Origin of the sequence: Pseudodesulfovibrio senegalensis, from assembly GCF_008830225.1 — a bacterium.
In the GTDB taxonomy this organism is placed as follows: domain Bacteria; phylum Desulfobacterota; class Desulfovibrionia; order Desulfovibrionales; family Desulfovibrionaceae; genus Pseudodesulfovibrio; species Pseudodesulfovibrio senegalensis.
In genome coordinates this window covers 1-24,475 of the sequence record NZ_WAIE01000004.1, presented here as the reverse complement: position 1 = coordinate 24,475, position 24,475 = coordinate 1, and the positions used below count along the sequence as shown (strand labels likewise).

At 59.0% G+C, this 24,475-nt stretch carries 23 protein-coding genes and 1 tRNA gene; 3 read left to right on the top strand and 21 right to left on the bottom strand.

Annotation, left to right across the window (positions count from 1 at the left end; all coding sequences use genetic code 11):
- Positions 1-228: 228 nt before the first annotated feature.
- From F8A88_RS10105 to F8A88_RS10020, 18 genes are all read right to left on the bottom strand, one after another.
- Positions 229-984, bottom strand: coding sequence for an N-acyl homoserine lactonase family protein (locus F8A88_RS10105; protein WP_151151042.1), 756 nt, complete (start codon positions 982-984; stop codon positions 229-231).
- A gap of 140 nt (positions 985-1,124) precedes the next feature.
- Entirely contained in the window at positions 1,125-2,333 is a 1,209-nt protein-coding gene (locus F8A88_RS10100; protein WP_151151041.1) for an N-acetyl sugar amidotransferase, read from the bottom strand.
- 11 nt (positions 2,334-2,344) lie between these two features.
- Positions 2,345-3,013, bottom strand: coding sequence for an imidazole glycerol phosphate synthase subunit HisH (gene hisH, locus F8A88_RS10095; RefSeq protein ID WP_151151040.1), 669 nt, complete (start codon positions 3,011-3,013; stop codon positions 2,345-2,347).
- 2 nt (positions 3,014-3,015) lie between these two features.
- The gene (gene hisF / locus F8A88_RS10090; RefSeq protein WP_151151039.1) at positions 3,016-3,840 is read right to left on the bottom strand and encodes an imidazole glycerol phosphate synthase subunit HisF; all 825 of its coding nucleotides are present in this window, start codon (positions 3,838-3,840) and stop codon (positions 3,016-3,018) included.
- A complete protein-coding gene (locus F8A88_RS10085; RefSeq protein ID WP_151151038.1) occupies positions 3,837-4,553 on the bottom strand; it encodes an acylneuraminate cytidylyltransferase family protein in 717 nt (238 codons plus the stop codon). The genes hisF and F8A88_RS10085 overlap by 4 nt, the downstream gene beginning before the upstream one ends.
- A 15-nt stretch (positions 4,554-4,568) precedes the next feature.
- Positions 4,569-5,729 carry a polysaccharide pyruvyl transferase family protein gene (locus F8A88_RS10080; RefSeq protein ID WP_161598381.1) on the bottom strand — a complete coding sequence of 387 codons (1,161 nt, stop codon included), beginning with the start codon at positions 5,727-5,729 and terminating at the stop codon, positions 4,569-4,571.
- Positions 5,730-5,750: 21 nt separating this feature from the next.
- Positions 5,751-7,103, bottom strand: a complete 1,353-nt coding sequence (locus tag F8A88_RS10075) for a surface carbohydrate biosynthesis protein (protein WP_151151036.1) — start codon at positions 7,101-7,103, stop codon at positions 5,751-5,753.
- 105 nt (positions 7,104-7,208) lie between these two features.
- Positions 7,209-8,552 carry a surface carbohydrate biosynthesis protein gene (locus tag F8A88_RS10070; RefSeq protein ID WP_161598380.1) on the bottom strand — a complete coding sequence of 448 codons (1,344 nt, stop codon included), beginning with the start codon at positions 8,550-8,552 and terminating at the stop codon, positions 7,209-7,211.
- Positions 8,549-9,208, bottom strand: coding sequence for a TylF/MycF/NovP-related O-methyltransferase (locus F8A88_RS10065; protein WP_151151034.1), 660 nt, complete (start codon positions 9,206-9,208; stop codon positions 8,549-8,551). The genes F8A88_RS10070 and F8A88_RS10065 overlap by 4 nt, the downstream gene beginning before the upstream one ends.
- Before the next feature lie 72 nt (positions 9,209-9,280).
- Positions 9,281-10,402, bottom strand: coding sequence for a UDP-N-acetylglucosamine 2-epimerase (gene neuC, locus F8A88_RS10060; protein WP_194163285.1), 1,122 nt, complete (start codon positions 10,400-10,402; stop codon positions 9,281-9,283).
- 2 nt (positions 10,403-10,404) lie between these two features.
- Positions 10,405-11,463, bottom strand: coding sequence for an N-acetylneuraminate synthase family protein (locus tag F8A88_RS10055; RefSeq protein ID WP_206666403.1), 1,059 nt, complete (start codon positions 11,461-11,463; stop codon positions 10,405-10,407).
- A 487-nt stretch (positions 11,464-11,950) separates the two neighbouring features.
- A complete protein-coding gene (locus tag F8A88_RS10050) occupies positions 11,951-13,117 on the bottom strand; it encodes a glycosyltransferase (protein WP_151151032.1) in 1,167 nt (388 codons plus the stop codon).
- Positions 13,118-13,127: 10 nt separating this feature from the next.
- Entirely contained in the window at positions 13,128-13,694 is a 567-nt protein-coding gene (locus F8A88_RS10045) for an acyltransferase (protein ID WP_151151031.1), read from the bottom strand.
- A gap of 194 nt (positions 13,695-13,888) precedes the next feature.
- On the bottom strand, positions 13,889-14,869 hold the full coding sequence (locus F8A88_RS10040) for a pyruvate formate lyase family protein (RefSeq protein ID WP_151151030.1): 981 nt from the start codon (positions 14,867-14,869) through the stop codon (positions 13,889-13,891).
- Between the two features lie 41 nt (positions 14,870-14,910).
- Entirely contained in the window at positions 14,911-15,342 is a 432-nt protein-coding gene (locus tag F8A88_RS10035) for an ATP-binding protein (RefSeq protein ID WP_161598379.1), read from the bottom strand.
- 11 nt (positions 15,343-15,353) lie between these two features.
- On the bottom strand, positions 15,354-15,683 hold the full coding sequence (locus F8A88_RS10030) for an STAS domain-containing protein (protein ID WP_151151028.1): 330 nt from the start codon (positions 15,681-15,683) through the stop codon (positions 15,354-15,356).
- A gap of 6 nt (positions 15,684-15,689) precedes the next feature.
- Positions 15,690-17,633, bottom strand: coding sequence for a SpoIIE family protein phosphatase (locus F8A88_RS10025; RefSeq protein WP_151151027.1), 1,944 nt, complete (start codon positions 17,631-17,633; stop codon positions 15,690-15,692).
- The gene (locus F8A88_RS10020; protein WP_151151026.1) at positions 17,630-18,598 is read right to left on the bottom strand and encodes an ABC transporter substrate-binding protein; all 969 of its coding nucleotides are present in this window, start codon (positions 18,596-18,598) and stop codon (positions 17,630-17,632) included. Before F8A88_RS10020 ends, F8A88_RS10025 begins: the two co-directional genes overlap by 4 nt.
- Before the next feature lie 356 nt (positions 18,599-18,954).
- On the opposite strand from F8A88_RS10020, the gene F8A88_RS10015 reads away from it, so the two are divergent.
- Positions 18,955-19,944, top strand: a complete 990-nt coding sequence (locus tag F8A88_RS10015) for a DUF3089 domain-containing protein (protein ID WP_338325291.1) — start codon at positions 18,955-18,957, stop codon at positions 19,942-19,944.
- 215 nt (positions 19,945-20,159) lie between these two features.
- Here the strand turns inward: F8A88_RS10015 and F8A88_RS10010 are convergent, their stop codons facing one another.
- The gene (locus tag F8A88_RS10010) at positions 20,160-21,044 is read right to left on the bottom strand and encodes an NAD(P)-dependent oxidoreductase (protein WP_151151024.1); all 885 of its coding nucleotides are present in this window, start codon (positions 21,042-21,044) and stop codon (positions 20,160-20,162) included.
- Positions 21,045-21,127: 83 nt separating this feature from the next.
- Positions 21,128-22,024: a type I methionyl aminopeptidase gene (gene map, locus F8A88_RS10005; protein WP_151151023.1), complete on the bottom strand. Its 897-nt coding sequence runs from the start codon at positions 22,022-22,024 to the stop codon at positions 21,128-21,130.
- 234 nt (positions 22,025-22,258) lie between these two features.
- Between map and F8A88_RS10000 the strand changes: the two genes are divergently transcribed.
- Positions 22,259-23,092, top strand: coding sequence for an AbiU2 domain-containing protein (locus F8A88_RS10000; RefSeq protein WP_151151022.1), 834 nt, complete (start codon positions 22,259-22,261; stop codon positions 23,090-23,092).
- Between the two features lie 9 nt (positions 23,093-23,101).
- Here the strand turns inward: F8A88_RS10000 and F8A88_RS09995 are convergent.
- Positions 23,102-23,188: transfer RNA gene (locus F8A88_RS09995), tRNA-Leu, on the bottom strand.
- Between the two features lie 171 nt (positions 23,189-23,359).
- On the opposite strand from F8A88_RS09995, the gene F8A88_RS09990 reads away from it, so the two are divergent.
- Positions 23,360-24,064 (top strand): DUF554 domain-containing protein, encoded by a 705-nt coding sequence (locus tag F8A88_RS09990; protein ID WP_151151021.1) that lies wholly within the window; start codon positions 23,360-23,362, stop codon positions 24,062-24,064.
- The last annotated feature ends 411 nt before the right edge of the window (positions 24,065-24,475 follow it).

Sequence of the window (24,475 nt, the reverse complement as noted above, 5' to 3'; positions counted from 1 at the left end):
GAACTAGGGGATTCCCCTAATTCTTTTCATGAAAAAGAGGGCCGTGCCCCATTGTAATTTTCACGCCACAGGATACTTTCTACTCAAGCTACACAGTTTACGAACTGATTGCTTGCGGAATGCCGCGCATGACTCGCTCCCCTTCCATGACGGCTTTCCGCTCAAATAAGGCTCCTTTATGGAGCCTTTTTTGTTGGGCTTTCATTTCCCCTGCCCCGGCACCACGAGCTACTCCCGGCTGCCGATGACCGCGCCCGAGGCGTATTTCGGTTCATGCAGGGGCAGCACCATGTCGGCCATGGTCTTGGCGCGCACAAGAATGTCGTAGGCATCGTTGGCGTTCACATGGGTGCCCGGAGGGATGACGTCCATTTCCATGGCCGTGACATCCACGGGCGGATACAGATTCTCCAGAATGGTACAGAACCCGCAGATCATGACCGTGCCCGCCGGGGTGTCCACCAGCACGGACATGCCGCCCTCGGTGTGCGCCGGGGTGTGCACCATGCGGATGCCCGGCACCACTTCGATGTCGCCGGTGACCACCTCGACCTGCCCGTTGTCCTCGACATCCTCGATGTAGTCTTCCAGATACCTGAAATCCAACGGATGCGGGTCATGGATGTGTTCCAGTTCCTTTTCGTGCACGTAAAAACGGGCGTTGGTACATTTGTAGTCGTTTTCGCAATGGTCGTTATGCAGGTGGGTATGAATGACGATGTCCACGTCCTCGGGCTTGAGTCCATGCCGCTCCAGTCCCTGCTCAAAGGTCAGGATGGGACCGCCGATGGCCTTTTCGCGGTCCTCGGAAACCACGGGGTGCATCTCCCCGGTGTCCACGAGGATGGTCTTGTCCCCGCCTTCAAGGTACCAGCTGTATATGGGGATGGTGTAGGGCGTGCCGTAGCCGTGCTGGTAGGTCATCATGCCCTTGTCGAAAACCTTGGTGCCCATGACCATGGGATGGATCAGGTATTGGCTCATGTATTCCTCCACTGCGTTTTTCGCCAGTATGAGCCATTGGCGCGCCAAGTCAAGACGTGCGCGGGGAGGCAGGCGGGCAAAAAAAACGGCGCGCCCGGAAATGACCGGACACGCCGCGAAACTGCGGATATGACCGAAGCCTACTTGCCTTCTTCCCAGATGGGATGGCGCAGATGCCATTCGCCGTCGCGCTTCTCCCAGAGATGTTCGCTGCGGGCCGCGTCCACGACCTCGTGGAACCGTTCGGCGGTGATGCCCATGTACTCCAGCATCTCGTCAAAGAACCGGCCCGGGAACTCGGTGTCGTACTTGCGCACCAGCGCGATGCCCTCCTCGCGGGTGATCTTGCCGTTGCGCACTTCCTGCGCCGCGTCGTAGGTGGCCCGGCCGATGCCGAACTTGGCCAGCGTGGTGTAGTAGTGCAGGGGGTCGATCTTGTCGTCGATGGAGGAATACTTGGAATAGGAACCTTCGGTGCGCTCGTCGTTGCACTGAAAGCCCGTGTGCTGGCTGGCGTAATAGTAGCACTCCTGCGGGTCCCACTTCACGTAGTAGCCGAGGTAGTGGACCACGGTGCCGGTGCGGTCGAGGTCTTCCTTTTTCACGGGCATGTACGGAATGAGATCCTTGGCGCTCAAGCCGTATTCATCCATGAGCTCGCGGCCGGTCACGCCGCCCAGCACCAGATCGGCCGGATCCTGCGAACCCGCGAAGAAATCCGTGTTCATGGTGGGAATGAAGTTTTCCTCGATGTTGTTGCCGTATTCGGCCTGATTCTCGCCGTAGAAGATCAGGGGAATGTTCTTTTCGATGGAGACCTTGGGCGCGATCATGCGCTGGCCCACGATGAACGGCTGGAACGGATGCACGAGGTTCTCGAAGGCCAGCCGGGTCAGCAGCCGGTGCACCTTGCCGTTGGGCGTGAACAGGATGTTGTCGAACCCGGCGTGAATCCAGTTCTGAAAATTCTTCCACCCGATTTCCGTATACTTGTGCGGTGCCCAGGTCACGGTCAGGGGCGTCATGCCGAACTTGTCCTTGAGGATGTGGGCGGTAAAGGCGCTGTCCTTGCCGCCGCTGCCCGGCACCACGCAATCGTAGCCGCCGTCCTTGCTGCGGTATTGGTCGCACAGGCGCATCAGCTCGTCTTCGCGCTCGGCCCAGTCGATTTCGTTTTCCTTGATGTCCGCATAGCGGCAGGCCGCGCACACGCCCTCGTCGTCGAACATGATGGTCTGTTTTTTCTGGCCCTTGTTCTTGAACTCCACCGAGGAGCTGGGACGCTGGTTGGAAATGACGCACCGGGTGCAGTACTGAACCTTTTCCGGCAGACCGTATTTAACTTCCACGACTAACCTCGTTACTTGCAGTATTCATTGATTTCTTTGGCAAAGCTGCCGTACATGCGCAGGCCGGTTTCGCCGCTGCGTTCCGGGTGGAACTGGCAGGCGAACACGCTGCCCGAGGCAACCGCCGCGCAAAATTCATGGTCCCCGTAGCCAGAAACCGCAACGCACACGTCCGGGTCGTTCACCTGCAGCGCGAACGTGTGCACGAAATACATGGTGGTCCCCTGCGGCACGTCACAAAGCAGGGTCTTGCCCCACGCCTGCTCATTGCCCGGGGCGGGCAACACGGGCTGCCAGCCGATGTTGGGCAGCTTGAGCACGCGGCCCTGCTGCTCCACACGGGGCAGTTGCACCACGGAGCCGTCGATGATGCCCAGCCCTTCATGATGCCCGAATTCGCTGCTCTGCCTGCCCAGCAGCTGCAGGCCCAGACAGATGCCCATGAGCGGCTTGCCCATGGCCGCAACATCGCGGATGACCGAATCCAGCTCCAGTTCGCGCAGCCGCTGCATGGCCGGGCCGAACGCGCCCACGCCGGGCAGCACCACGGCGTCCGCGGCCTGCACCGCGCGCCAGTCTCCGGTGATTTCCACGTTCAGGTCAAAACGGCGCAACGCCTGCGCAACGCTGAAAAGATTGCCGACCCCATAGTCGACCACGGCAACAACCGGCAAACCCATGGCTACCTCGTCTCCAGCCCGCTCTCGCGCAGGCCCTGCTTGATCTCCTCAAGCGTCACGGACTCGAACTGGCCGAGCCCACCGGCCCAGCGCGCACCGGGGTACGACTGAAATTCCTCGTTGTCGCGCAGCAACGGATAATGCATCAGCGAGGCAAAGCTCACGGCGTCGGCCATGCCGTCCTGCAAGACCTCGCGCACATGTTCGGCCGAGCCTGCGCCGCCCCCGGCAATGACCGGCACGGAGCAGCTTTCGGCAACGGCCCGCACCAAATCAACGTCGAACCCCTTGCCGGTTCCTTCCTGATCAACCGAAGTCACGATCAGCTCGCCCGCGCCCAGTTCCGTGACCTGTTGTGCCCATTCCACGGCATCCAGCCCGGTGTGCTCGCGGCCGCTGTCGATGTAGGCCTCCCAGCCGCCGGTCTTCTGGCGCTTGGCCTCGATGGAGACCACGATGGTGGATGAGCCATACAGTTCGCTAGCCCGGCGCACCAGTTGCGGGTCGCGCACGGCGGCCGTGTTCAGGGCCACCTTGTCCGCGCCGGACTTGAGCACGTCCCCGATGTCCGAAAGGCTGCGCAGTCCGCCGCCCACGGTCATGGGAATGAAAATATTGCGGGAAATGGAAGAGACGATCTCGAGGATGCTGTTGCGTTCGTACAGGCTGGCCACCACGTCCATGTAGAAAAGCTCGTCCGCGCCGTGCTCATAATAATAGCGCGCAAAGGCCTCGGGCGGTCCGAGAACCCGGATGCCCTCCAGGTTCACGCCCTTGACCAGATTCTCGCTCTTGATGTCCAGACGGGGTATCAGGCGGATGTTCATGCACCCTTCTCTTGCTGCATTTGCAAAACGGCCTCGACCAGTGAAAATTCCCACGGGGTGTCGATTTCCAGCGAACGCTCCTGCGGCATGTGGTAGCCGTAGCATTCGGCGGGATAAAACGTTTTGTCCTCGCGCAAGGAGCGCACGGAATTGACGTACACGGCCCCGTTGGTAGCCAATGCGGGAGGCAGATCCTGCCTTCGCTGGTAGGCGATATCATGCTCCATGAAGGGAAGCAACCTGCCGGATTCGTCCTGTTTGCGGGCAAGGTAGGGATGGTGCGGACAATCCGTGACCGAGATGACCGCGGCGGCGCCCTTTTCGCGCATGAGGCGTTCGGCCATGGCCACGGCCCCGTCAATGTCCTCGGGCAGGCGCAACGGCGAGGTGGGTTGCAGCAGACACACGCAGTCCGGCACGTAGCCCTGCTCGCGCTCCAGCCAGTCCAGCGCGTGCAGCACGCAGTCGATGTGTGGAGAGTCGTCGCGGGAAAGTTCCTCGGGCCGCATGAACGGCACCTCGGCCCCGGCATTGCGTGCGGCTTCGGCTATTTCCTCATGGTCGGTGCTGACCACGATCCTGTCCAGACAACTGCACGCCCTGGCCGCAGCCACGGTCCATGCGATGAGCGGCCTGCCCGCGATCATCTTCCAGTTCTTGCCCGGCACGCCCTTGGACCCGCCCCGGGCCGTGATCAATCCCAGCACCTTCATGCTCTTCCCCCTGCGCTACAAGAGCGCGGCAATATCCTTGTGCAAAACGTCCACCTCGGCACGCAGACTCCTGACGACATCCGCATACCGGGCGCGGATGTTGCCCGCCCCGGCAATGGTAGCGTCGATCAACTGGCCCAACGGCTCGCCGAATCCGGGCCGGTTGACCCGCACGGCCCGCTCGGGCATGCCCAGTTCCTCGTACAGGTAGGCCACCTGAGGATAGGACACCAGTCCGATGGACGGCGTCCCCAAGGCCACGGGGCAGACATTGGAATGAAAACGGAATCCCATGGAAAACAAGGCGCGCTGGTACACGCCGAACACGTAGTCGTGCCCGTTCTGGCCGTGCAGCATGGGCAGGGACGACACCCGGTCACGCAGGAAATGGTCGGGCATGGCATCCATGACCCGAGACATGGCCTTGAGGTCGCTGAACATGTGCGGCGCAAACAGCAGGTGCACGGTGGGGTGCCCGTCCAGCAGCCGCCCGATGACGTCCGCGAACTCCGTGCAGAACGCCTCGTGGGAAAGCAGACCGTCCCGGCCCGGGAAACGCACGTCCTCCATGTCCACGGCCGCATTGACAACCACGAAATCGCAACCGTCCGGCAGTTCCGGATAGGCACGCTCGGGAACGCGGGTAAAAAAGCCGCCGTCCGCCACATGGTAGACGTGATCCGAATATTTTTTGCCGTAAATCCTTTCCAGCGTGCCCATGGCCCCGTCGTTGCGCAGGGAAACAAGGCAGGTCTTCATGTCCATGGCCGCGTCCAGAAAACGCCCGAACTTGGCCACGTTCTCGTCGGTCACGCCCGCGCCCACATCGCAGCCCAAGGCGTTGAACACCAGCGGCGTTTTTATTTTCGCCATGCGTTCCGGGGTGATGTCGATGGTGGTCCCGGTGCTGGAATAACTGTGGCGCAGTTCGAAATAGTTGCCGCCGCCCACCAGCACCAGATCGTGCGCATTGGCAAGGTCCACGAACTCATCGTCAAAAGCCCAGCGGTCCGCAGCCGCATAATTGGCGTAGCATTTGCGGATTTCCAGCTCGGTGAACGCAAGTTCGCAGCCCAGATTCTCGGCCAGCACCGAACGCATGCCGCAATGGTTGGCGTTGTCGCCGATGTTGCCCATGAAGCTGGCCACGTGCAGAACTTTCAAGGTGGTGGACATGGTGTTCATCTCCCTGCGTGGTTACGCCTGATCCGAAGAGACCAGAAACAGGTTCCTGTGCAGCGCCTCGGCCCGCACGCCTTCAAAACGGCCGGAAACCGTGGCGAACTCCCCGATGACCTGCTGCACCTCTTCCACAAACGTGGACGGAAATTTCTGGCCGCCCTTGTCCGTGAACGCACGGCGTTGCTGCCAGATGCGAAAGCGGTTGGCCAGCCCGGCAAAACAGGACACGCGGTGCGACAACTCGGGCACGTCCAGCCCGTCACAGGCGTCCATGATCCGGGTGGCGGCCCAGTCTCCATCCATACCCGTGAGATACTCGTTCATCAACTCCCGCAGGTTGTCCGGCAACACAAAGGAATCCTTGGGTACCGCCAGTGTTTCGCGCAGGCCCGCGACCAGCGAGTCCTCGTCAAAGACCTGCATGCTGAAGGCGTTGGGCAGTTCGGAATCGAATTCGGGGTCGGAAACCGGCAGATAGGCAAACACCGGCGTGTCCATGGCCGTGGCCTCGATGGCCGTGGTGCAGTTGGTGTGTACCACCGCGTCCGCCGCGTGAATCCAGCGGGCCACAGTGCCCCTGTCGCAGACAACGGCCCGGGGCGTGTCGCGCATGAGGTCTTCCCAAACCTCGTAATTCTCCACCGGGTGCGGCCGCACGATCACGGTATGGTCCGGGAACTCGGCACACAGGCGCTTGACGGCCTGCACGTAGCTTTCAAACAGCACCTTGACGTGCGCCTGATAGCGGTAGCGGAAATCCTCGTCCGCCTTGGACTTGAACATGTTGTGCGAGCGGAACAGGTCGATGTACCCTTCCGGCCCCAGCTGGTGGTTCCATGCCCCGAAATTGGTATTGACCAGAATCATTCGTCCGTACTGCTCACGCAATGCACGGGCATGGCCGTCGAAAACCCCGCGCAAGTCCTTGCGCAGAATGTCGAACCTCGGATGCCCGGTGGGCACCACCTTGGCCGGAGTCACGCCTGTGCGCAGCATGCGCGCCTGCCAGTCGCCCCAGGCAAAGAAGATGTCCAGCACCGCGTCCAGCTCCGCCGGAACCCGCTGACTCATGAATATCTCCGGGCTGAACACCACCAGCCCTTCCTCGTCGTGCACCACGATCCTGTGGCCCTGCTCGCGCAGGGAGCGGAAATCCGGCAGCATGATCTCGCTGCCGTCCTTGTAGAAATATATGCCGGCCGGACCGTCGTGCGCCCAGCGGAGCACCCGGTTCTTGACGCCGAGTACTACGTTGTAGCCCCGCTCTGCGGCCTCGGCCGCCACCAGAACCTTGGACTCGAATTCCCGGACTTTTATTTCCATGGGCAGATACAGCCACTTGCGCGGCCGCCCAAAGGCTTTGCTCATTCAAACTCCCTGTCCCGAAAAAAGCATGCAAAAAAGGCCCGCTTATGGATCAAGCGAAGAAGGCCCTTCACGAGAAGCCATAGCCACCGCCTTTCTAAAAGACAACTACTTGTTTATCGAGAAAAAAGAAAACAGATTTCTTCCAAGGTGAGCAATCTTGATGTTTTTGAGCGAAACAAGAAAATGACAATAACGGGAAACCAATTCTTGTACTTCTATTAAGGACGTATGTGGCCATTTTTGCGTGGACTTGCTTTTGCCAAGCATCCGATCAAACTCTAGACGCAACTTGGGCAACAGCGTGTGGCGCAAAGAAACTCTCATCTTCTCAGAGGGTAGGGCAATTCGTTCAAGCTGGTCGACAATACGCGATGCTGAAAAATCTCCCTCAATTGCAGACACATACTGCTTCAACAAAACCCGTTGCTCACCGAAAGAGGCAAAACCCTCGCCACCTACACAACAGGACAAGGCAGCGGACAACTCGTCATCCGTGCGGCAGACTTTGCTGAAATCATTCGGCAAGTCACAATCAAATTCCGGATCATAAGACGGTAAATAGGAAAAAACCGGGGTTTCCATGGCAATAGATTCAATGGCTGTCGTGCAATTGGTATGTACAACGACATCTGCTGCATAAATCCATTTGGCCACGGTTCCGTCGTCGTCCACGAACACACGCGGTTCATTTGCCATAAGCCGCTCCCATGTCCCGACATCCTCCACAGGGTGCGGACGAACCACGATGGAATGTTGAGGGAAATCCTCAGCCAGTCGACGGACAAGCGGGACATAACGATCCCAGAGGCCCTTCACGTGGTTCTGATATCGCACATAAAAGTCCACATCCTCCGGGTTGTCCAGAGCCTCCTGTTCCTTGCAGATACGGATGTACCCCTCAGGGCCGTCTTGATGATTCCACGCCCCAAGATTACTGTTAATAAGGATGAATCGGCCATAGCGTTCCTGTATGTCACGAACATCTTCATCGAATATTCCACGCAAATCCCTGCGCAGGATGTCGAATCTCGGATGACCGGTACGGGCAACCCGCTCCGGTTCAATTTTTTTCAGCAGAATTTTTTCCTGCTCTTTGCCCCAGGCGAAAAACAAATCAACATACTGCGCAGAGCGGTTGTCCACTCGAAAATTCAGAAAAATCTCGTCATTGAAAACGACAAGCCCCTCTTCATCATGCACGCAGACGCGATGCCCCAACTCATGGAGTTCGCGAAACGTCTCCATCATGGGGTAACTGCAATCCTTAAACATAAACACGCCGGGAGGCCCGTTGCGTGCAACCTTCAAAACCGGAGCAACATCGCCAAAAACGACATTAAACCCTCGTGAAGCTGCCATAGAGGCTATCAGCACCTTGGCCTCAAACTCCCGAACCTTGATTTCGGCGGGCAGATACAGCCACGGTCGTTTCTTTCCGAATCGAATCACGATTTTATGATATAGCAAGGAACGTTACTGAAACCCAGACCTCTGATTTCCACGTCCTGTCCGGCAAAATATTCATCTACAGCAGCAGTTTCTCCGGGGAACACCCCATAATCGTCAAGAATAAGAATACCTCCAGAGACAATCTTGGGATACAAATGCTCAAGAATGGTGACAGCTGGTTCGTAAACGTCAGTATCAAGATTCAAAAGACTTATGCGCACCTCCGGCCGTTCTTCCACAAAACGGGGAACGGTTTCGTTGATGTCGCCCTTGATCAATTCATAATTGCTGATGCCCTTGTTGGCCAAGACCTCGTCTAGCTGTTCCGTAGAGATGCTCTGGTCGCCAGCTTCCTCAAGATACAAATTCAACTCAGCCTTGTCCGCCTCGTAGTTGGTGGCCGGGAAGGTACCAAACGAATCAAATCCGAATAACTTCCTGCCCTGTTGTGTTTCGAACAAATCCCGAAACATTCCCCAACGTACAAAGGAAGCCCCCTTGAACACACCGCATTCGACAATATCCCCAGCCAGCCCGAGGCTCATCTTGTACAATTCATAATGAGCAAGCAGGCGCCCCACGCGCCGGGATTGGCATGTCAGATAAAAACCGTTCTCATAGTCGAACGGCTCAGCAAAATCAGGCAAAGCTATCATATTGAATCCCCATTTCTTTTTTTACACCAACCCCCTTCAACGGTTGGCGGAGGGATACTATTCTATAGCTTTCTACATATCAACAAAATATTTCTGCGTGCTGCGCTGCCAGAACGCGTCATCGGTCAGTGCGGCGGCAAACTGTTCGGCGCTGTCGCCGGAGCCGAAATCCGCGCAGGGGTTGCCGCGCAGGGACGGGGCCGACTGTATGGCCGCAAGAATGGCGTCCCTGTCGAAATCCACGTGCATGAGGCTGGCGGCCGTGCCTCGGTTAGACTGTCGGTGGCCCAGATCAATGCTGGGCACGCCGTAGAACGGGGCCTCGCGGATGCCCGCGCTGGAGTTGCCCACCATGTAGTCCGCGTGCTTGAGCAGCGAAAGGAAATATTCAAAACGCATGGACGGATAGAACCGGAACCGGGGATTGCCCTCAAGGCGCTCGTAGGCCTTGCGGATGATCTCGTTGCCCGGGTCGTTGTTGGGGTGCACCACCACGTGATTGTTGCCGCTGGCCTCCAGCGCCTCCACCATGGCGTTCACATGGCGCGGCAGATTCTCAAGGTCCGTGGTCACGGAATGGAACAAAACCACGCCGTAGTCTGCAAAATCGAATTCGTAACGGGAACGCACCTCGTCAATGCCCGGCAGGTCGCCCGAGGCCATGACGTCGATATCCGGCGATCCGATCACGAAAATGCTCTCATCCGTCTCGCCCAGTTGAAGCAGCCGCGCACGGGCCTGATCGTTGGAAACGAAATGAACGTGTGAGAGCTTGGAAACAGCGTGACGAATGAGTTCGTCCACCGTGCCCGAAACCTCGCCGCCCTCAACATGGGCCACCAGAATGTTGTTCAGGCTGCCCACGGACGCCCCGGCCAGAGCCTCCACGCGGTCACCATGGACCACGATCATGTCCGGCCGGACTTCCTTGACGTAGTCGGACAGACCGGAAACCGTCTTGGCCAGCACCGTGTCCATGGTGTCGGCCTCGTTCTGGTTCACGTATCCGTGGATGCGGTGCGGCAGGTTCAGGTATTCCACCTCCATGTGCGTGTACCCGTACTTGCGCATCATGTGCATGCCGGTCACGAACACGAACACTTCCACGTCGTCCAGGGCCTCGGCCCGCACGATGAGCGGCTTGAGCTTGCCGAAATCGGCCCGCGTTCCGGTCAGAAAAAGTATCTTCTTCATGATCAGTCCGTCACGTCCGTCATGTCAGAGCGTTTCAGGTGCGTATCCGCAGGAATGTCTGCGGCGGCAATGCGCCCCAGCACGGATTCGTATTCCTCGGCCAGCAGTTCGCCAGTGCCGGGCCGTTTGACCCACAGGTTCTCGCGGGTAAAGGGCTCGCCCGCGCGCACGGGTTGGATGGTCACCACCGTGGCGTAGGCGAAGTCGATGGTGGCCTGTTCCTCTTGCAGCGGTTTTTTGCTGCCGCCGCGCGCCGCATGGATGATGGCCGAGCCGCGCACGAGGTCGCTCAGGGCCGCCGGGTCCATGGAGCAGACAATGTCCGGCCCGGGGCGACTCATGTCATCCGTGAAATGGCGCTCCAGAATGCTGGCCCCCAGCGCCACGGCCCCGAGGCAGGTGTGGTTGGTCTCGGTGTGGTCGGAAAGCCCGATCACCGCGTCCGGAAAATGCTCGGCCAGCTCCACCATGGCCCCCAGCCGCACCAGCTCCGGCGGCGTGGGATAGATGTTGGTGCAATGCAGCAGGGCGAACGGTGTGCCGTGCTTGCGAAAAACCGCCACGGCCTTTTCCACGCTGGCAATGTCGTTCATGCCCGTGCTCAGGATGACCGGCTTGCCGAAGGAGGCCACATGGTCCAGCAGCGGATAGTTGTTGCACTCGCCCGAACCGATCTTGTAGGCCCCGACCCCGAAGCGCTCCAGACGGTCGGCGGCCGCGCGGGAAAACGGCGTGGACAGAAAGATCATGCCCAGCGATTCCACATACTGCTTGAGCGCCAGCTCGTCCTGCTCGTTCAGGGCGCAACGTTCCATGATCTCATAGATGGACACGTCCGCATTGCCGGGCACCACGCTGCGGGCCTGGGCGGACATCTCGTCCTCCACCACATGGGTCTGGTGCTTGACGATCTCGGCCCCGGCATCGGCGGCCGCCTTGACCATGGCCTTGGCCACCTCGAGGCTGCCCTCGTGGTTGATGCCTATCTCCGCAATGACCAGCGGCGCGTGGTCCGGGCCGACCTTTCTGCCGCAAATATCAATTTCAGGCGTTTTCATCATGTATCTCTGCCCGCCAAACGGGCCTGTTGTCTCGCTGCAAGGATTGTTCACGGTTCCGTTTTTCACCCAATGCATGCCACGGCGCAGACCTGCGCCGAAAACGGAACGGGACACAGTACCGTATGCGGGTTTCTTAGGCAAGAAGCCGCATGGCGCGGGCCTTTGCCGGAAACAAACGGACACCGGCGATTCGGATTGATCGCAACAGCGACCCGCAGGCCGTCGAGAACGGTGCGAAGGCTAGGCGCAAAAAAAAGGAGCAGAACCGACGCGTACAACACGTACGCGAGGGGTTGATCCTTTTGCGGCAACGCCGCAATCGGGAGTAGCCATAACCCTGCCGCCCCCCCAGAGGACGACCATCACGCTCCGGCCACAGGCCGTCGAGAACGGTGCGAAGGCTAGGCGCAAAAAAAGGAGCAGAACCGACGCGTACAACACGTACGCGAGGGGTTGATCCTTTTGCGGCAACGCCGCAATCGTGCCGTTATCGACGGCCTGTGGCCATGAATTCCAGACACTGCCCTGCCCGGTGTTTCCACGAAAGCGTGGCAGCACGTTCCCGACAGCGCTGCTGCATGGCGCGGGCGCGGGGCTGGTCCCCGGCCATGTCCTGCACGGCGCGGGCCAGCGCTTCCGGGGATTCGTCGTCGGCAATGATTGCATCCTCGCCGTGATCCAGCACCGAGGTCAGGGCCGGAACCGGGGTGGCCACCAGCGGCAGGGCCATGCCCATGGCCTCGTACAGCTTGATGGGCGAAAAGAATTCCGCGCCCGAGCACTGGGGAATGACCATCATGGAACATTGGGCCAGACGCGGGCCGAGTTCGCCCGGCGAAAGGAACCCGGTAAATTCGATGCGCTCCGCGCCGCCCGGAATATCTTGCGCCATGGCCCGCAGCCGTTCCAGTTCGCTTTCCGGCGAACCGCCCGCCACCAGCAGCCGGAAGCGCTCGGGCAGGTGTGCCATGGCCCGCACCAGATTGTGCACGCCCTTGCCTTCGTACAGGCTGCCCGCATAGGCCAGCGTCACCGCGCCGGAAAAGTCCGCGGCCGGCCCGGGTGAATACAGGCGATGGTTGTAGCCCATGGGCGAAACCAGCACCGGGGCGTCCACGAGGTAGCGCGCGTGCAGGGCCTCCACCAGCACCGGGCTGATGCTGATTACGCCGTCCACCTGCGCCAGCACCTCGGCCTCCATGCGCGCGAAATGGTCCTCGCGTCCGGTGCCGTGGGCCTTGTGCTGCTCAGCCAACAGTTCATGCAGTTCGAAATAAAACGGATGCTTTACGGGCGACAGTCGCTTGAGCCGCGCCAGCATCAGGGCTTCCTTGATGTCGCGGGCATAAAAAACCGCATCACGCGGCGCGGTGAGCCATGCCGCGGCCAGACGCGCGCGGAACCCGAGGCCGTAGAGCCCCTTGTGCGCGCCGGAAAGAGACACGAGGTTCAGGGAATCCGAAGCCTGCAACGCGTAATCGCGCTCCAGCCCGGCTTGGAACGCCGCATGGTCGCGGGCGCGAAACCCGGGCCACAGGGTGGTGCGCACGCCATTTTCCGCAAAGGCATAGGCCATGGTCAGGGATTGCAGCGCATTGGCCGCCCGCGAAGGCAGGATGAATTTCTTGGCGAAAAAAAACTGGCGGACGCTCATGGGAAAAGCCTCAGGAATCCAACGCGCGCAGCGGTTTGGCGGGAACTCCGCCGTACACGAAGCCCGAGGCCAGTTCACTTGTGACCACGGCCCCGGCCGCAACCACGGTACGGCCGTGGATGGTCACACCGCGCAAAATGGTCACGTTGGCCCCGATGTATACGTCATCTTCGATTGTCACCGGCCCGAGGTTCATGCCCTGCGCCGCCAACGGTCTGGCGGGATCGTCGATGCGGTGGTCCGTGGTGATGACCGAAAGACCGGACCCGATGTGTACGTTGTCGCCAATGGTCAGTCGGTCGTGCAGGAAGAGGCGGCAGCCATTGCCGATGCGCGAATTGACGCCCATACGCAAAAACTTGGGCCGCGTCACATACGCATGGCTGCGCACCCGCGAGCCCTTGCCGATGCGCGCACCCAAACGACGCAGGAAAAACGTGCGCAACCATTCGTGCGCCCCGCCCAGCATGGGCATCCAGTGCCGCAGCTCCCCGGCGTTGAACACGAAGAACGGCAGGCCCCACAAGGCCACCCACGGCATCTTGATCACTCGCTCCAGAAAACGGCCAACTCGCATCGGTTCTCCCTGAAAAACTTGCCGCGCACGGTGCGCGCCGCCATATTCCGCTCTGTGTACCCCAACCCGCAAAAAAGCACAAAAAAACAGCCCTGCCGCACCGGGGGCAGGGCCTGCGCGCTGTTCGCAGCACGAAAAATAGATCAAATATCCATTATTTCAAATACTTAAATATGCAACTTTTTAACCAAACACTATTCGATCGACAATTCTCCGGCGACCTCCAGCATACGTGCGGCCAACTCCCCATCCGCGCTTTCCGGCAAAGCAAGCATGCCGTGGGTGTGCGCCTTGACCATGAAGCAGGCCACAAGCTCCTTGGCGAACTCACCGGGCATGCCGCCCTCTTTGGTGTCGGTTTCATAATACGGGGTCAGAAAATCGAGCAACTCGCCCACGCGCACGGGCTCGCATTGCGGGCGTTCCATCATGGTTCCCAGGTGCATGAACCAGTACATCTGCAGGGCTTCCCAGAAATCACAGGGCGAATGGGCCGGAACCCGGCGGCACGCGTCCGCCATGTGCCGCAACTGGGCTGCGCGTTCAGGATCGTCTCCTTTCCGCTCCAGCGCCTCGGCCATCTCATCCGCTTGCTGCGCATGGCGCACCGCAAAAATCATGATGCCGTTGCAGGCGATATCTTCGGCATTCAGCTCGGCGCGCAACCGCGCCTGCTGCCGGGAATCCGGGCCCGCGTCTTCTGCACCGAGTGCGCGGGCAATGACCGCCTTGCGGGCCAGAATGCCCTTGTGACACAGCCGGGGAAAATCGTCGCCAAAGCCGACCTGCCAAATGTGCTGATCCTTGTTCCCGTCCCGGGCCAAAGCATCCCGCCACCAGCCCACGGCCTGATCAAAGGACTGCGCCATTCCTGCGTCCGCCTCGTAAACGGGCTCTCCTTCCGGCACGAGCCCGTCGACAGAACCCATCTGTTCCGGATACAGCGGCACCACGCCCGGAACAGGTCCGCGCTCGCCCACGATCAACTCGTTCTCCCCCACATGCACGCGCCGGGTCATGCACAGATGACGGAAAAGCTCGGCCCGGTCCTCAGGCCCGTGCTGCGGGCCGCCGCGCTCACGGCAATAGTCCGTGACCAGCACGGCCCGTTCAAGGGAAACCGCCGGACAATGTGCCCGCGCCTCATCACGCAGTTGCGAAATTCTCTGGCTCATGATGCCTTCCGTGTATTGAATTCAGGTGGATGCTCGAAAAATCATCCTATTTGAAAACAGGCGGTGAATTCGTTCATGTCCTGCCTGCGCTCATACCGGCAGCTATCGGTCATTTCACGCACAAGGTGAACGCCCAGACCGCCCACGTCCCGCTTGTGCATGGCTGCCGTCACATCCGGCGGCGGCCCCTGCAACGGATCAAAGGCCAGCCCCCAATCCCGCAGGCGCACGCAGAAAAATTCGCCGGAAGCGCCTTCATCCAGGGGGTCGAATCCCCGCTCGCATTCGACCTCCACATCGCCACCCCCGTCCGGATAGGCATAGGAGGCGATGTTGACCACCAGCTCCTCAACCACCAGATCGAGCTTCATATGCAGGGAATCGGGCACGCCCAGCGCTGCAGCGCGGGAACGCACGAATTCGCAGACCTCGTAAAAACGGTCTGCAGACGCGGGAATACGCAGGATAGACACGGCGAATCCGGTCAGGAGGCCACGGCTTCGTCCGCGGTGGCGTACAGGGTAAACATGGCTGCGAAACCGGAAACCCGAAAGACCTCCTCAACCATGCCGTCCAGACCGGAAAAAACGATCTTGCCCCCGCCTGTGCGAATCTTCTTGGCCGCAGCGAGGATGGAACGCAGGCCTGCGGAACTGATGTATTCGAGTCCGGCAAGGTCCACCACCACATGGGAATTCTCGGCATCGAGCACGGCCTGAAAATCCTTGTCGAAATCCGGGGCGGTCACGGCGTCGAGGCGACCGCCGACCCGCATCAGCAACCAATCGCCCCGCTGTTCGTTGGCAATATCCATAATGATCTACTCCTTGTTCTCACCATCCGGCCCATGGAACTGCATGGCCAGCATGGTTATGTCGTCCGACTGCTCGGCTCCCCCGGTGAACGCCTTGATGGACGCATCCACCGTGGCCACAAGATCCTCCGCGGTCACGCAGTCCAGCGTCGCCAGCACGTCCAGCAACCGGGGATCGGAATACATGTTCTTGTCCGCGTCCATGGCCTCGGTGACGCCGTCCGTGTAAATGAACAGGGTATCGCCGGGGCTCATGCTCATGGTCTTGGTGGAGTATTCCATGCCTTCCATGACACCCGCAACCGGTTCGTTCAGCGGCGGCACCCATTCGGGCTGTTGACCGCGGCGCAAGAGCACGGGCGGATTGTGCCCGGCATTGGCATAACGCGTTTCGCCGGTCTCGATATCCACGATGGCCAGAAACAGGGTCACGAACATGCAGGATTCGTTTTCCGCGGCCAAATCCGCATTGACCTTGGAAAGCACCTGCCCCGGGTCCAGTCCGCGCTCGGCCACAACCTTGAGCAGGGTCTTGGTCACAGCCATGAAAAATGCGGCCGGAACACCCTTGCCCGAGACATCGCCCACCAGAAAACAGAAATGCCGGTCATCCACAAAAAAGAAATCGTAGAGGTCCCCGCCCACTTCCTTGGCCGGTTCGATGGAGGCGTACACGTCGAACTCGGTGCGGTCCGGAAAAGCCGGAAACAGCTTGGGCAGTATGCCCATCTGGATTTCACGCGCAATGCGCAGTTCGGACTCGATGCGCTCCCGCGCGGCCGTGGCCGCGGTCAGGTTGGCGATGTAATCCTTGAGAGAGATTTTCATGGTCTTGAATGACGAAGCCAGATCGCCCACCTCGTCCCGGGTGCGGATTTCCGGCACCTTCTGGTCCAGATCGCCCGAGGCGATGCGGTTGGCCACCACGGTGAGCTTGCGCAAAGGCTGGGTAATGCTGCCGGAAATGGAGATGATCAACGCGGCCAGCGCAAGAAAGCCCACCACGCCGATGATCGCCACGGTGTGCGAAAGCTGGGTCACGCCCGCCAGCATCTCGTCCTTGGGAAACACGATGGCCAGCGACCATTTTTCCGCGGGCAGCGGCATGTAGTAGATGAACGCCTCGCCTATGCCCGGAAGGTCTTCCATTTCACGATACCCGGATTCTCCGGCCAGCATGGAACGGCCCACGTCCCGCAGCTCGGGCACATTCTTTTCCTCGGCCAGCGTGAAGATGGTTTCGTTCATGACCAGATCCGGATTCGGGCTGGATATGAACGTGCCGTAGCGCGAAAGCAGAAACACGTAACCGGTCTCGTAAACCTCGATGTCGGTGATCATCTTCTGCAGCCAGCTCAAATCGATATCCGCAGTGACAACGCCCGAGAATATCCGCTTGCCGTCAACATTGCGGTAGAAAGGTACGGAATACGTGCACATAAGCGCCCGCCCGCCCCCTTCGTCGAAATACGGCTCGGTCCACACGGCCTTGTCCAGTTCCTTGGCCAGCTGATACCAGTCCATGTGGAAATAGCGGTAGTCCTTGCTGCCCAGATTGGTGGAGGCGATGCGATTCTGGGAACGGTAATGGTACGGGGAAAAATACAGTTTGGCCGGGTCGAAGGCGTAGGGTTCAAAGGCCACGGCCGTGCCGAATATCTCGGGGTTCCCGGCCAGCACCCTGCGGCCGAGCTCGTCGATGAGCTTTTCGTTGATCTCCGCGTCCTCAAGCGTGTAGGCGATGCTGTCGGCCACCTTTTGCACGGCAAAGAGCACCTTGCTGATGCGCGCGCTGGTGGCCTGTGCCAGCCCGGCCCCGGTGTGCTCGTCCTGGCTGATGATGATGTTGCGGGAAACAACGTAGTTGTAGCCCACGATGAGGCTGAGGATCACGAGCGAGCAGGCCAGTATGAGCGCTGCGAGGCGAACGGCTATTCCTGTTCGTTTCATTGTGCTGGTCCCTTGTAAAATTCCGTATATTCCGGCGCGGCCCAGATAAACCCGTTCCCCAGAAGCGTGGCCTTGGTCCGTTCATAATCACCCCGGCGGAGCACGCCCCGAGGCACGCTGCTGCCATCGAGAATAATGTCGCGCATGCGGGCGAGCATCCAACGCTGGTGTGCGCGGTTGGCGCAGACCTTTTGCTGTTTCATGCGGGTGATGACGATTTCCAGGGCTTCGTCGGGGTGCGCAAAAGCGTATCGCCACCCTTCCAGCGAACCTTCCAGCACGGCCCGACACATGGCCGGGTCCTGCTCCCACGTCTTTTCAAGGCAATAGATGCCGTCCTCGGGAAAATCGAGGTCCAGATCGCTGAAAAAGAAGGTGACCATTTCGTCCGGGTCCAGCCCGTAGGACATGAGGGTGTGGTATTCGTTGTACCACATGGCCGAAACAGCATCCAAGCCCCCGCGCATGAACAGGTCGAACGACGGCGACTGCTGCACCACATCCACGGAAATTCCCAAGCGCTTGAACAGGGCACGCGGCTGCAGCTGGAACTGGCGGCCCCACATGCCGATGCGTGCACCTTCGAGGTCGGGCAGGCCTTCAATGCCGGAATCCTTGCGCGCCACAAGCATGAGCGCGGACTGCTGCACGATCTGGCCGATGTTGACCAACTTCATGCCTGCGCCGCGCCGTTCAATGGCCGTGGACAAGAACATGGTGCCGAAATCGGCCTTGCCCGACGCGATACAGTCGGAAACCATGACGTCCGCGCCGCCCGGGACCACCTTCAGGTCCACGCCCCGCTTGGTGTAAAAGCCCTTTTCCTCGGCCACCAAATACCCGGCGAATTGCGCCTGCGCATACCATTGCAACACCAGTTTGGCCCGGCGCGGTTTTTGGGCATGCGCAAGGGCGGGAAAAACAAGCACGACGGCCAGCGTCCACAACAAGCCCAAGCGAAACACACTTTCCTCCCCGTGAGCATGGCAACCGCGCAAGGCGCGCGGCTAAGGGATTCATAGCAGGAGAAATCAAAACTGTGAATCAATTTAAAAAGTTGAAACCAGCAAAAATGACACGCACAACAGATACTCGGCATACCACGCCGAGTGCATCCCCACCCCGTCTGGCCGAGAACGGAGTGAGGGCAAGGGACAAGAAACCTTCATCCGGCTCAAGCACACGTTTGACGAAATCAAAGGGACCGGCACTCAACCAATAAGCACGCGCGCACGGCAACTACGAACAGAAAAAACACAGGGGCTTCCTTTACCCGGTAATCGCCAGCTGGTATGCTCCTGCCAAGAATTGGAGGAGACCTGTGCCAAACGTTCGTGTCATCATAGTTGTATCGTTGTTTTGCATTTTGTCTACAGCTCCCATCGGGGCCGCCGACAATGACAACTGCTGCGAAATTCCGGCATGCGCCGATTACTCTGCAGACAACGCGTGGGCGTCCAGACCTGCTCAACCAAACAAGCGTGCGGACGTGTTTTACGTCTATCCCACCATCTATTCTGATAAAAGCCCTAAGAATATGGACGTGTTCGACAAAAGACTCCGGAGAGAGGTACAGGGGCTGCTGAAGTCACAGGCCGGTGCGTTTTCTCCGGCTGCAAACCTGTTCGCGCCATACTATCGCCAACTTTCCTTCCCAAATCTGGACTCACAGAAAGACAAATTTCACAACACGTACTTCCGCATCGGCATGGACGATGTGCATCGGGCGTTCGACTATTATCTGGCCTTTCTCAACCAGGGGCGACCTTTCATTCTGGCCGGGCACAGCCAGGGGGCCATAATTCTGGTCGATCTGCTCAGACGCCGGTTTCACGATCCGGTCCTGCAGGAAAAACTCGTGGCTGCCTATGTCATCGGCTATTCCGTCACTCGGGAAGACCTGAAAAAATACCCATGGATCAAACCGGCGCAACGGGCAGACGACACCGGCGTGGTTGTTTCCTGGAACACCGAGGCCCCGGGGTGCTCCGGCTCCCCTGTGCTGCTTCCCGGCGCAGTCTCCATCAACCCGCTCAACTGGAAAACGGACGGCACTCCGGCAGACAAAAATCTTAACTTGGGCGCGGTCTTTTTCGACGATCTCACAGGCGCGATAAAACGGGAGGTTCCCCATTACACCGGTGCGTACCTGGACACGAAGACCCGCGCATTGATGACCTCGCCCCCGGAAAAACTCGATCTTGGACGCTTCCCCCCCGGCGTCCTCCACAAATATGACTTCGCTCTTTGGTATCGCAACATCGAGCGCAACGCTCAGGACCGCATTGAGGCCTATCTGCAAAAACACTAGCCGTGTGTAGGCATATGAATCAACGCGTACACCCGATCACGCCGTTATCCGGCCAAAACATCCGACCCTTAGCCACATGCAGCACGGCCTGCCAGCTCCAAACCACTGGCGGCCGAGAACGGGGTGAGGGCAAGACGCAAAAAAAGGCCGGAAGCGACGCGTACACCCTGTACGCGAGGTTCCGGCCTTTTGGCAGCAACGCAGCGATCGCGCCGTTATCGGCCGCCAGAGCTCATGGAGTCCAACACTTTGAACAATGCCTGCGTCCCGAGCTCCTCATAGCCCTGCCCCATGGCCGCTATGTAAAACTGATTGACCAGAGCCAGCCCGGGCAGGCCCAGATTCATGGCACGGGCCTCGGCCAGGGCGATGCCCATGTCCTTGACGAAATGCTTGATGAAAAAGCCCGGGTCGAAGTCGCCCTTGGCAATGCGCGGGCCGAGGTTGTTGATGGACCACGATCCGGCCGCGCCCGAGCCGATGACGCTGATGACCTCGTCCATATCCATGCCCGCCCGGTGCGCGTAGAGCAGGGATTCCACGGTGCCGATCATGGTTCCGGCAATGAGGATCTGGTTGCTCATCTTGGTGTGCTGGCCCGCGCCGGGTCCGCCCATGAGCCGGATGTTTTCGCCCATGATTTCAAAAAGGTCCGAGACCGCATCAAAGGTCTTTTGTTCGCCGCCCACCATGATGGCCAGCGTGGCGTTGCGCGCGCCAAGGTCGCCGCCGGAAACCGGGGCGTCCAATGCGGCCACGCCCTTTTCGGCGCAGGCTGCGTGGATGCGCTTGGCCAGAGAAGGCTCGGAGGTGGTCATGTCCGCCACGATGGTGCCGGGCTTGGCGGCCTCGAGCACGCCGTTTTCGCCCAGAATGGTCTGTTCCACGTCCGTGGGATAGCCCACGATGGTGAAGACCACATCCGCCTGCGCGGCCACCTGTGCCGGGGAATCGCACCACACGGCCCCGGCCTGCACCAATTCGTCCGCCTTGGATTGGGTGCGGTTGTAGACAAAGGCCTGATGTCCGGCCTTGATCAGGTGCATGCACATGGATTTGCCCATGACGCCCGTGCCGATCCAACCTATTTTTTTCGACATGTCGATTTCCCTCATGGTTCGGGGTGTTCGGTTCAGTCCCGCCGCGGGCAACGCCCCAGCGGTTCCAACAAAAGATTCAGCGGCTACAGGTCAAACGGCGTCAGGCTCTCGAACCCGTCTTCGGTGATGACCAGCGTCTGTTCGAACTGGGCCGAAAGCGAGCCGTCGCGCGTCACCGCGGTCCAGCCGTCCTCAAGCACGCGCACTTCCTTGCGCCCGAGGTTGATCATGGGCTCCACGGTAAAGGTCATGCCCGGCACGATGGGGGTATTGCCCCAGTTGGAGTTGTAGTGCGGCACGTTGGGGGCCTCGTGAAAATCCAGTCCCACGCCGTGGCCCATGTATTCGCGCACCACGGAGCAGCCCTGCCCTTCCGCGTATTTCTGTATGGCCGAGGAAATGTCGTTGATGACGTTGCCGGGCCGCGCCTGCTCCAGCCCGATGCGCAGGCTCTCGCGGGTCACTTCCACGATCTTGCGGGCATCACGCGAGGGCGTGCCCACGAAAAAGGTCTGGTTGCAGTCCGCATAGTAGCCGTCCAGAACCGAGGTGATGTCCACGTTGACGATATCGCCGTCCTTGAGCACGTAATCGCCGGGAATGCCGTGGCAGATGACCTCGTTGGGCGAAACGCACACGCTCTTGGGAAAGCCGTGGTAGTTGAGCGGCGCGGGCCGGGCGCCATGCTGCACCGTGAAATCGTGCACCACCGTGTTGATTTCCTCGGTCTTCACGCCGGGCCGGATCAGGTTGCGCACCGCATCAAAGGTCTGCATGACCAGCACGCCGCAACGGCGGATGCCCTCGATCTGCTCCGGGGTCTTCAGCCGCACCTTGTATTTTCTGTACATGGCCTCGGCGGAAAAATCGGCTGCCGCGCCCGCCGCGCGCCCGGCAACGGGCTTGCCAAGGCAACATTGTTTGTATTTCCTGCCGCTGCCGCACGGGCAGGGATCGTTGCGTCCGATCTTGGAATGCATGAAAAAAGCTCCTGAAAAAAAGTCGCGGCGAGCCAATACCCGTCGGGAGGAGCCATGTTTACAAAAAGTCCAGCGGTTGAAAAGTGTTGATGTGAAAAAGGAGGAAGGAGGCAGGACTTTTGAGGAACCATCCAAGCCTCTCGGATTAATTATAGATTATTTTATCTTATTGTACTAATTAAATGCAATCTCTCTAAAAAAACTCTTTTGACACTGTAAAACAGGACACAAGACATGACAGCCACAAACAATCCCGCACAAATCCGTGACAAAATAGACTCGATGTTATCCGACGGACCACTGACTGATATTTTTAGATATGAAGAATCAAGAGCCATCTTTCTAACAATTTCTGATAATGCAAAGAAAATCAATGAAGCAAAACATGGTAACTTCTTTGGAAGCGTACAGAACTTTGCAATTCACACTATGTACATGAGCATTTGCAAAATGTTTGACTTTTTTAAATCTTACGAAACCAGATCGTTCCCAAAAATCATAGACACCATAAAAAGCCACGCCAAAACGCTACCAATCTCTGTAGAACATATAATTCACATGAAACAACTGAATGGGCAGTGCCCTGAAACTGTCATTACCAAAAACAAAAACAGCATAAAAGCTGAAAAGAAGTGGATTGGAATCCCTTCCGAACCAGAACCTAACCCAGAGGTATTGATAAAACTTGTTGAAGACATAGAACAAGGCATGCCGGGAAAGGAAAAAGTAAAAAACTTAGATGACAAAATCAACAAAATTAAATATATCCGTGACAAAATTATTGCTCACAATGAGAATGTTACAAATGCGTCAGGGGTCCCATTGGAGGACATGGACGAAATTATTGACTGGTGCAAGGCTGCGTTGGAATTATTGGGGAGAGCCTTTATACCCGGCAACCACTATTACAATTCGGATGATCAATACATCCACACAAATAACGCGGAGACTCCGAGCCGAAACCTCAAGCGGATACTGCACGAGTTAAAAATAATCGAACACCCTCTCTTCTCGCTTTCTCCGCCACGCCACAAAAAAGCGGCCCGCGATATTCTCGCAGGCCGCTGATTTCATTCGTGGTACCGGGAGAGAGACTCGAACTCTCAAGGGCGTGAACCCGGCGGATTTTGAATCCGCTGCGTCTACCAATTCCGCCATCCCGGCACGAAGGAATCTTACATACGGGTTACAATCGTCTCCTGTCAACGGTTCTGTGCGGCCAACATGCAGTTTTTCGGCTGTTTTCCCTGCGGTTGCGGCCGCGCGCGCCGCTTGACGCCGAAAGCGGCCCGGCCTACGTTCTGTTTCCCCGAACCTCAGCACACAGGAACAGCCATGATCCCTTACGGTTCCCTTGCCAACTCGGCCACCATCATCCTCGGCAGCCTTGCCGGGTGCATGCTGCACAGCCGCTTCCCCGAACGCATCCGGGTCATCGTCTTTCAGGGGCTGGGCCTGTGCACCCTGCTCATCGGCCTGCAGATGGCCTTCAAGGTGCAGGACATTCTGGTGGTCATCTTCAGCATACTGGTGGGCGGCATACTGGGCGAACTTTTGCGGCTGGACACCCTGCTGGAACGGCTGGGCAACCGCTGCAAGAAAATGCTCGGCTCGGCCAACCCCAAGTTCACGGAAGGGCTGGTCACGGCCTCGCTCATCTACTGCATCGGGGCCATGGCCATTGTGGGTTCGCTGGAAGAAGGCGTGAACAACGACCCCACCGTGCTCTACACCAAGGCCATCCTCGACGGATTCGCGTCCGTGGCGCTGGCCTCCACGTTCGGCTCGGGCGTGCTGTTCTCGTTCATCCCGGTACTCATCTATCAGGGCGCCATGACCCTGTTCGCGGGCTATCTGCAGCAATACATTTCCCCGGAGCTCATTGCCCAGCTTTCGGCCACGGGCGGCCTGCTCATCGTGGGCATCAGCATCAACCTCATGGAAATCAAGGAAATCCGGCTCTCCAACCTGCTGCCAGCCCTGCCGCTGGTGCTGGTCTTCACGCCGCTGGCCCACTGGATAAAAACAGTCTTGGCCTAGCTGCCCCGCGCACGCGCTTTCCCGATCGGCGGGCGAAACAGAAAAACCCAACCGCACGACAAAAAATCACCCCCTCGCGGACATAACGCATGCGAGGGGGTGGTCTTTTTTGCAGCAACAAAGTGATCGAGCCGTTATCGCCAAGCAAAGCGATCTGCCCCCCGCCCCTCCGTCAGGCTGGCAAAAACGGTGCGAGGGCAAGGCGAAAAAAAAGACCAAGGCCGACGCGTACATCACGTACGCGAGGGGTTGGTCTTTTTGCATCAACGAAGCGATCGGGCCGTTATCGCCAAACAAAGCGATCTGCCCCCCGCCCTTCCGTCAGGCTGGCAAGAACGGTGCGAGGGCAAGGCGAAAAAAAAGACCAAGGCCGACGCGTACATCACGTACGCGAGGGGTTGGTCTTTTTGC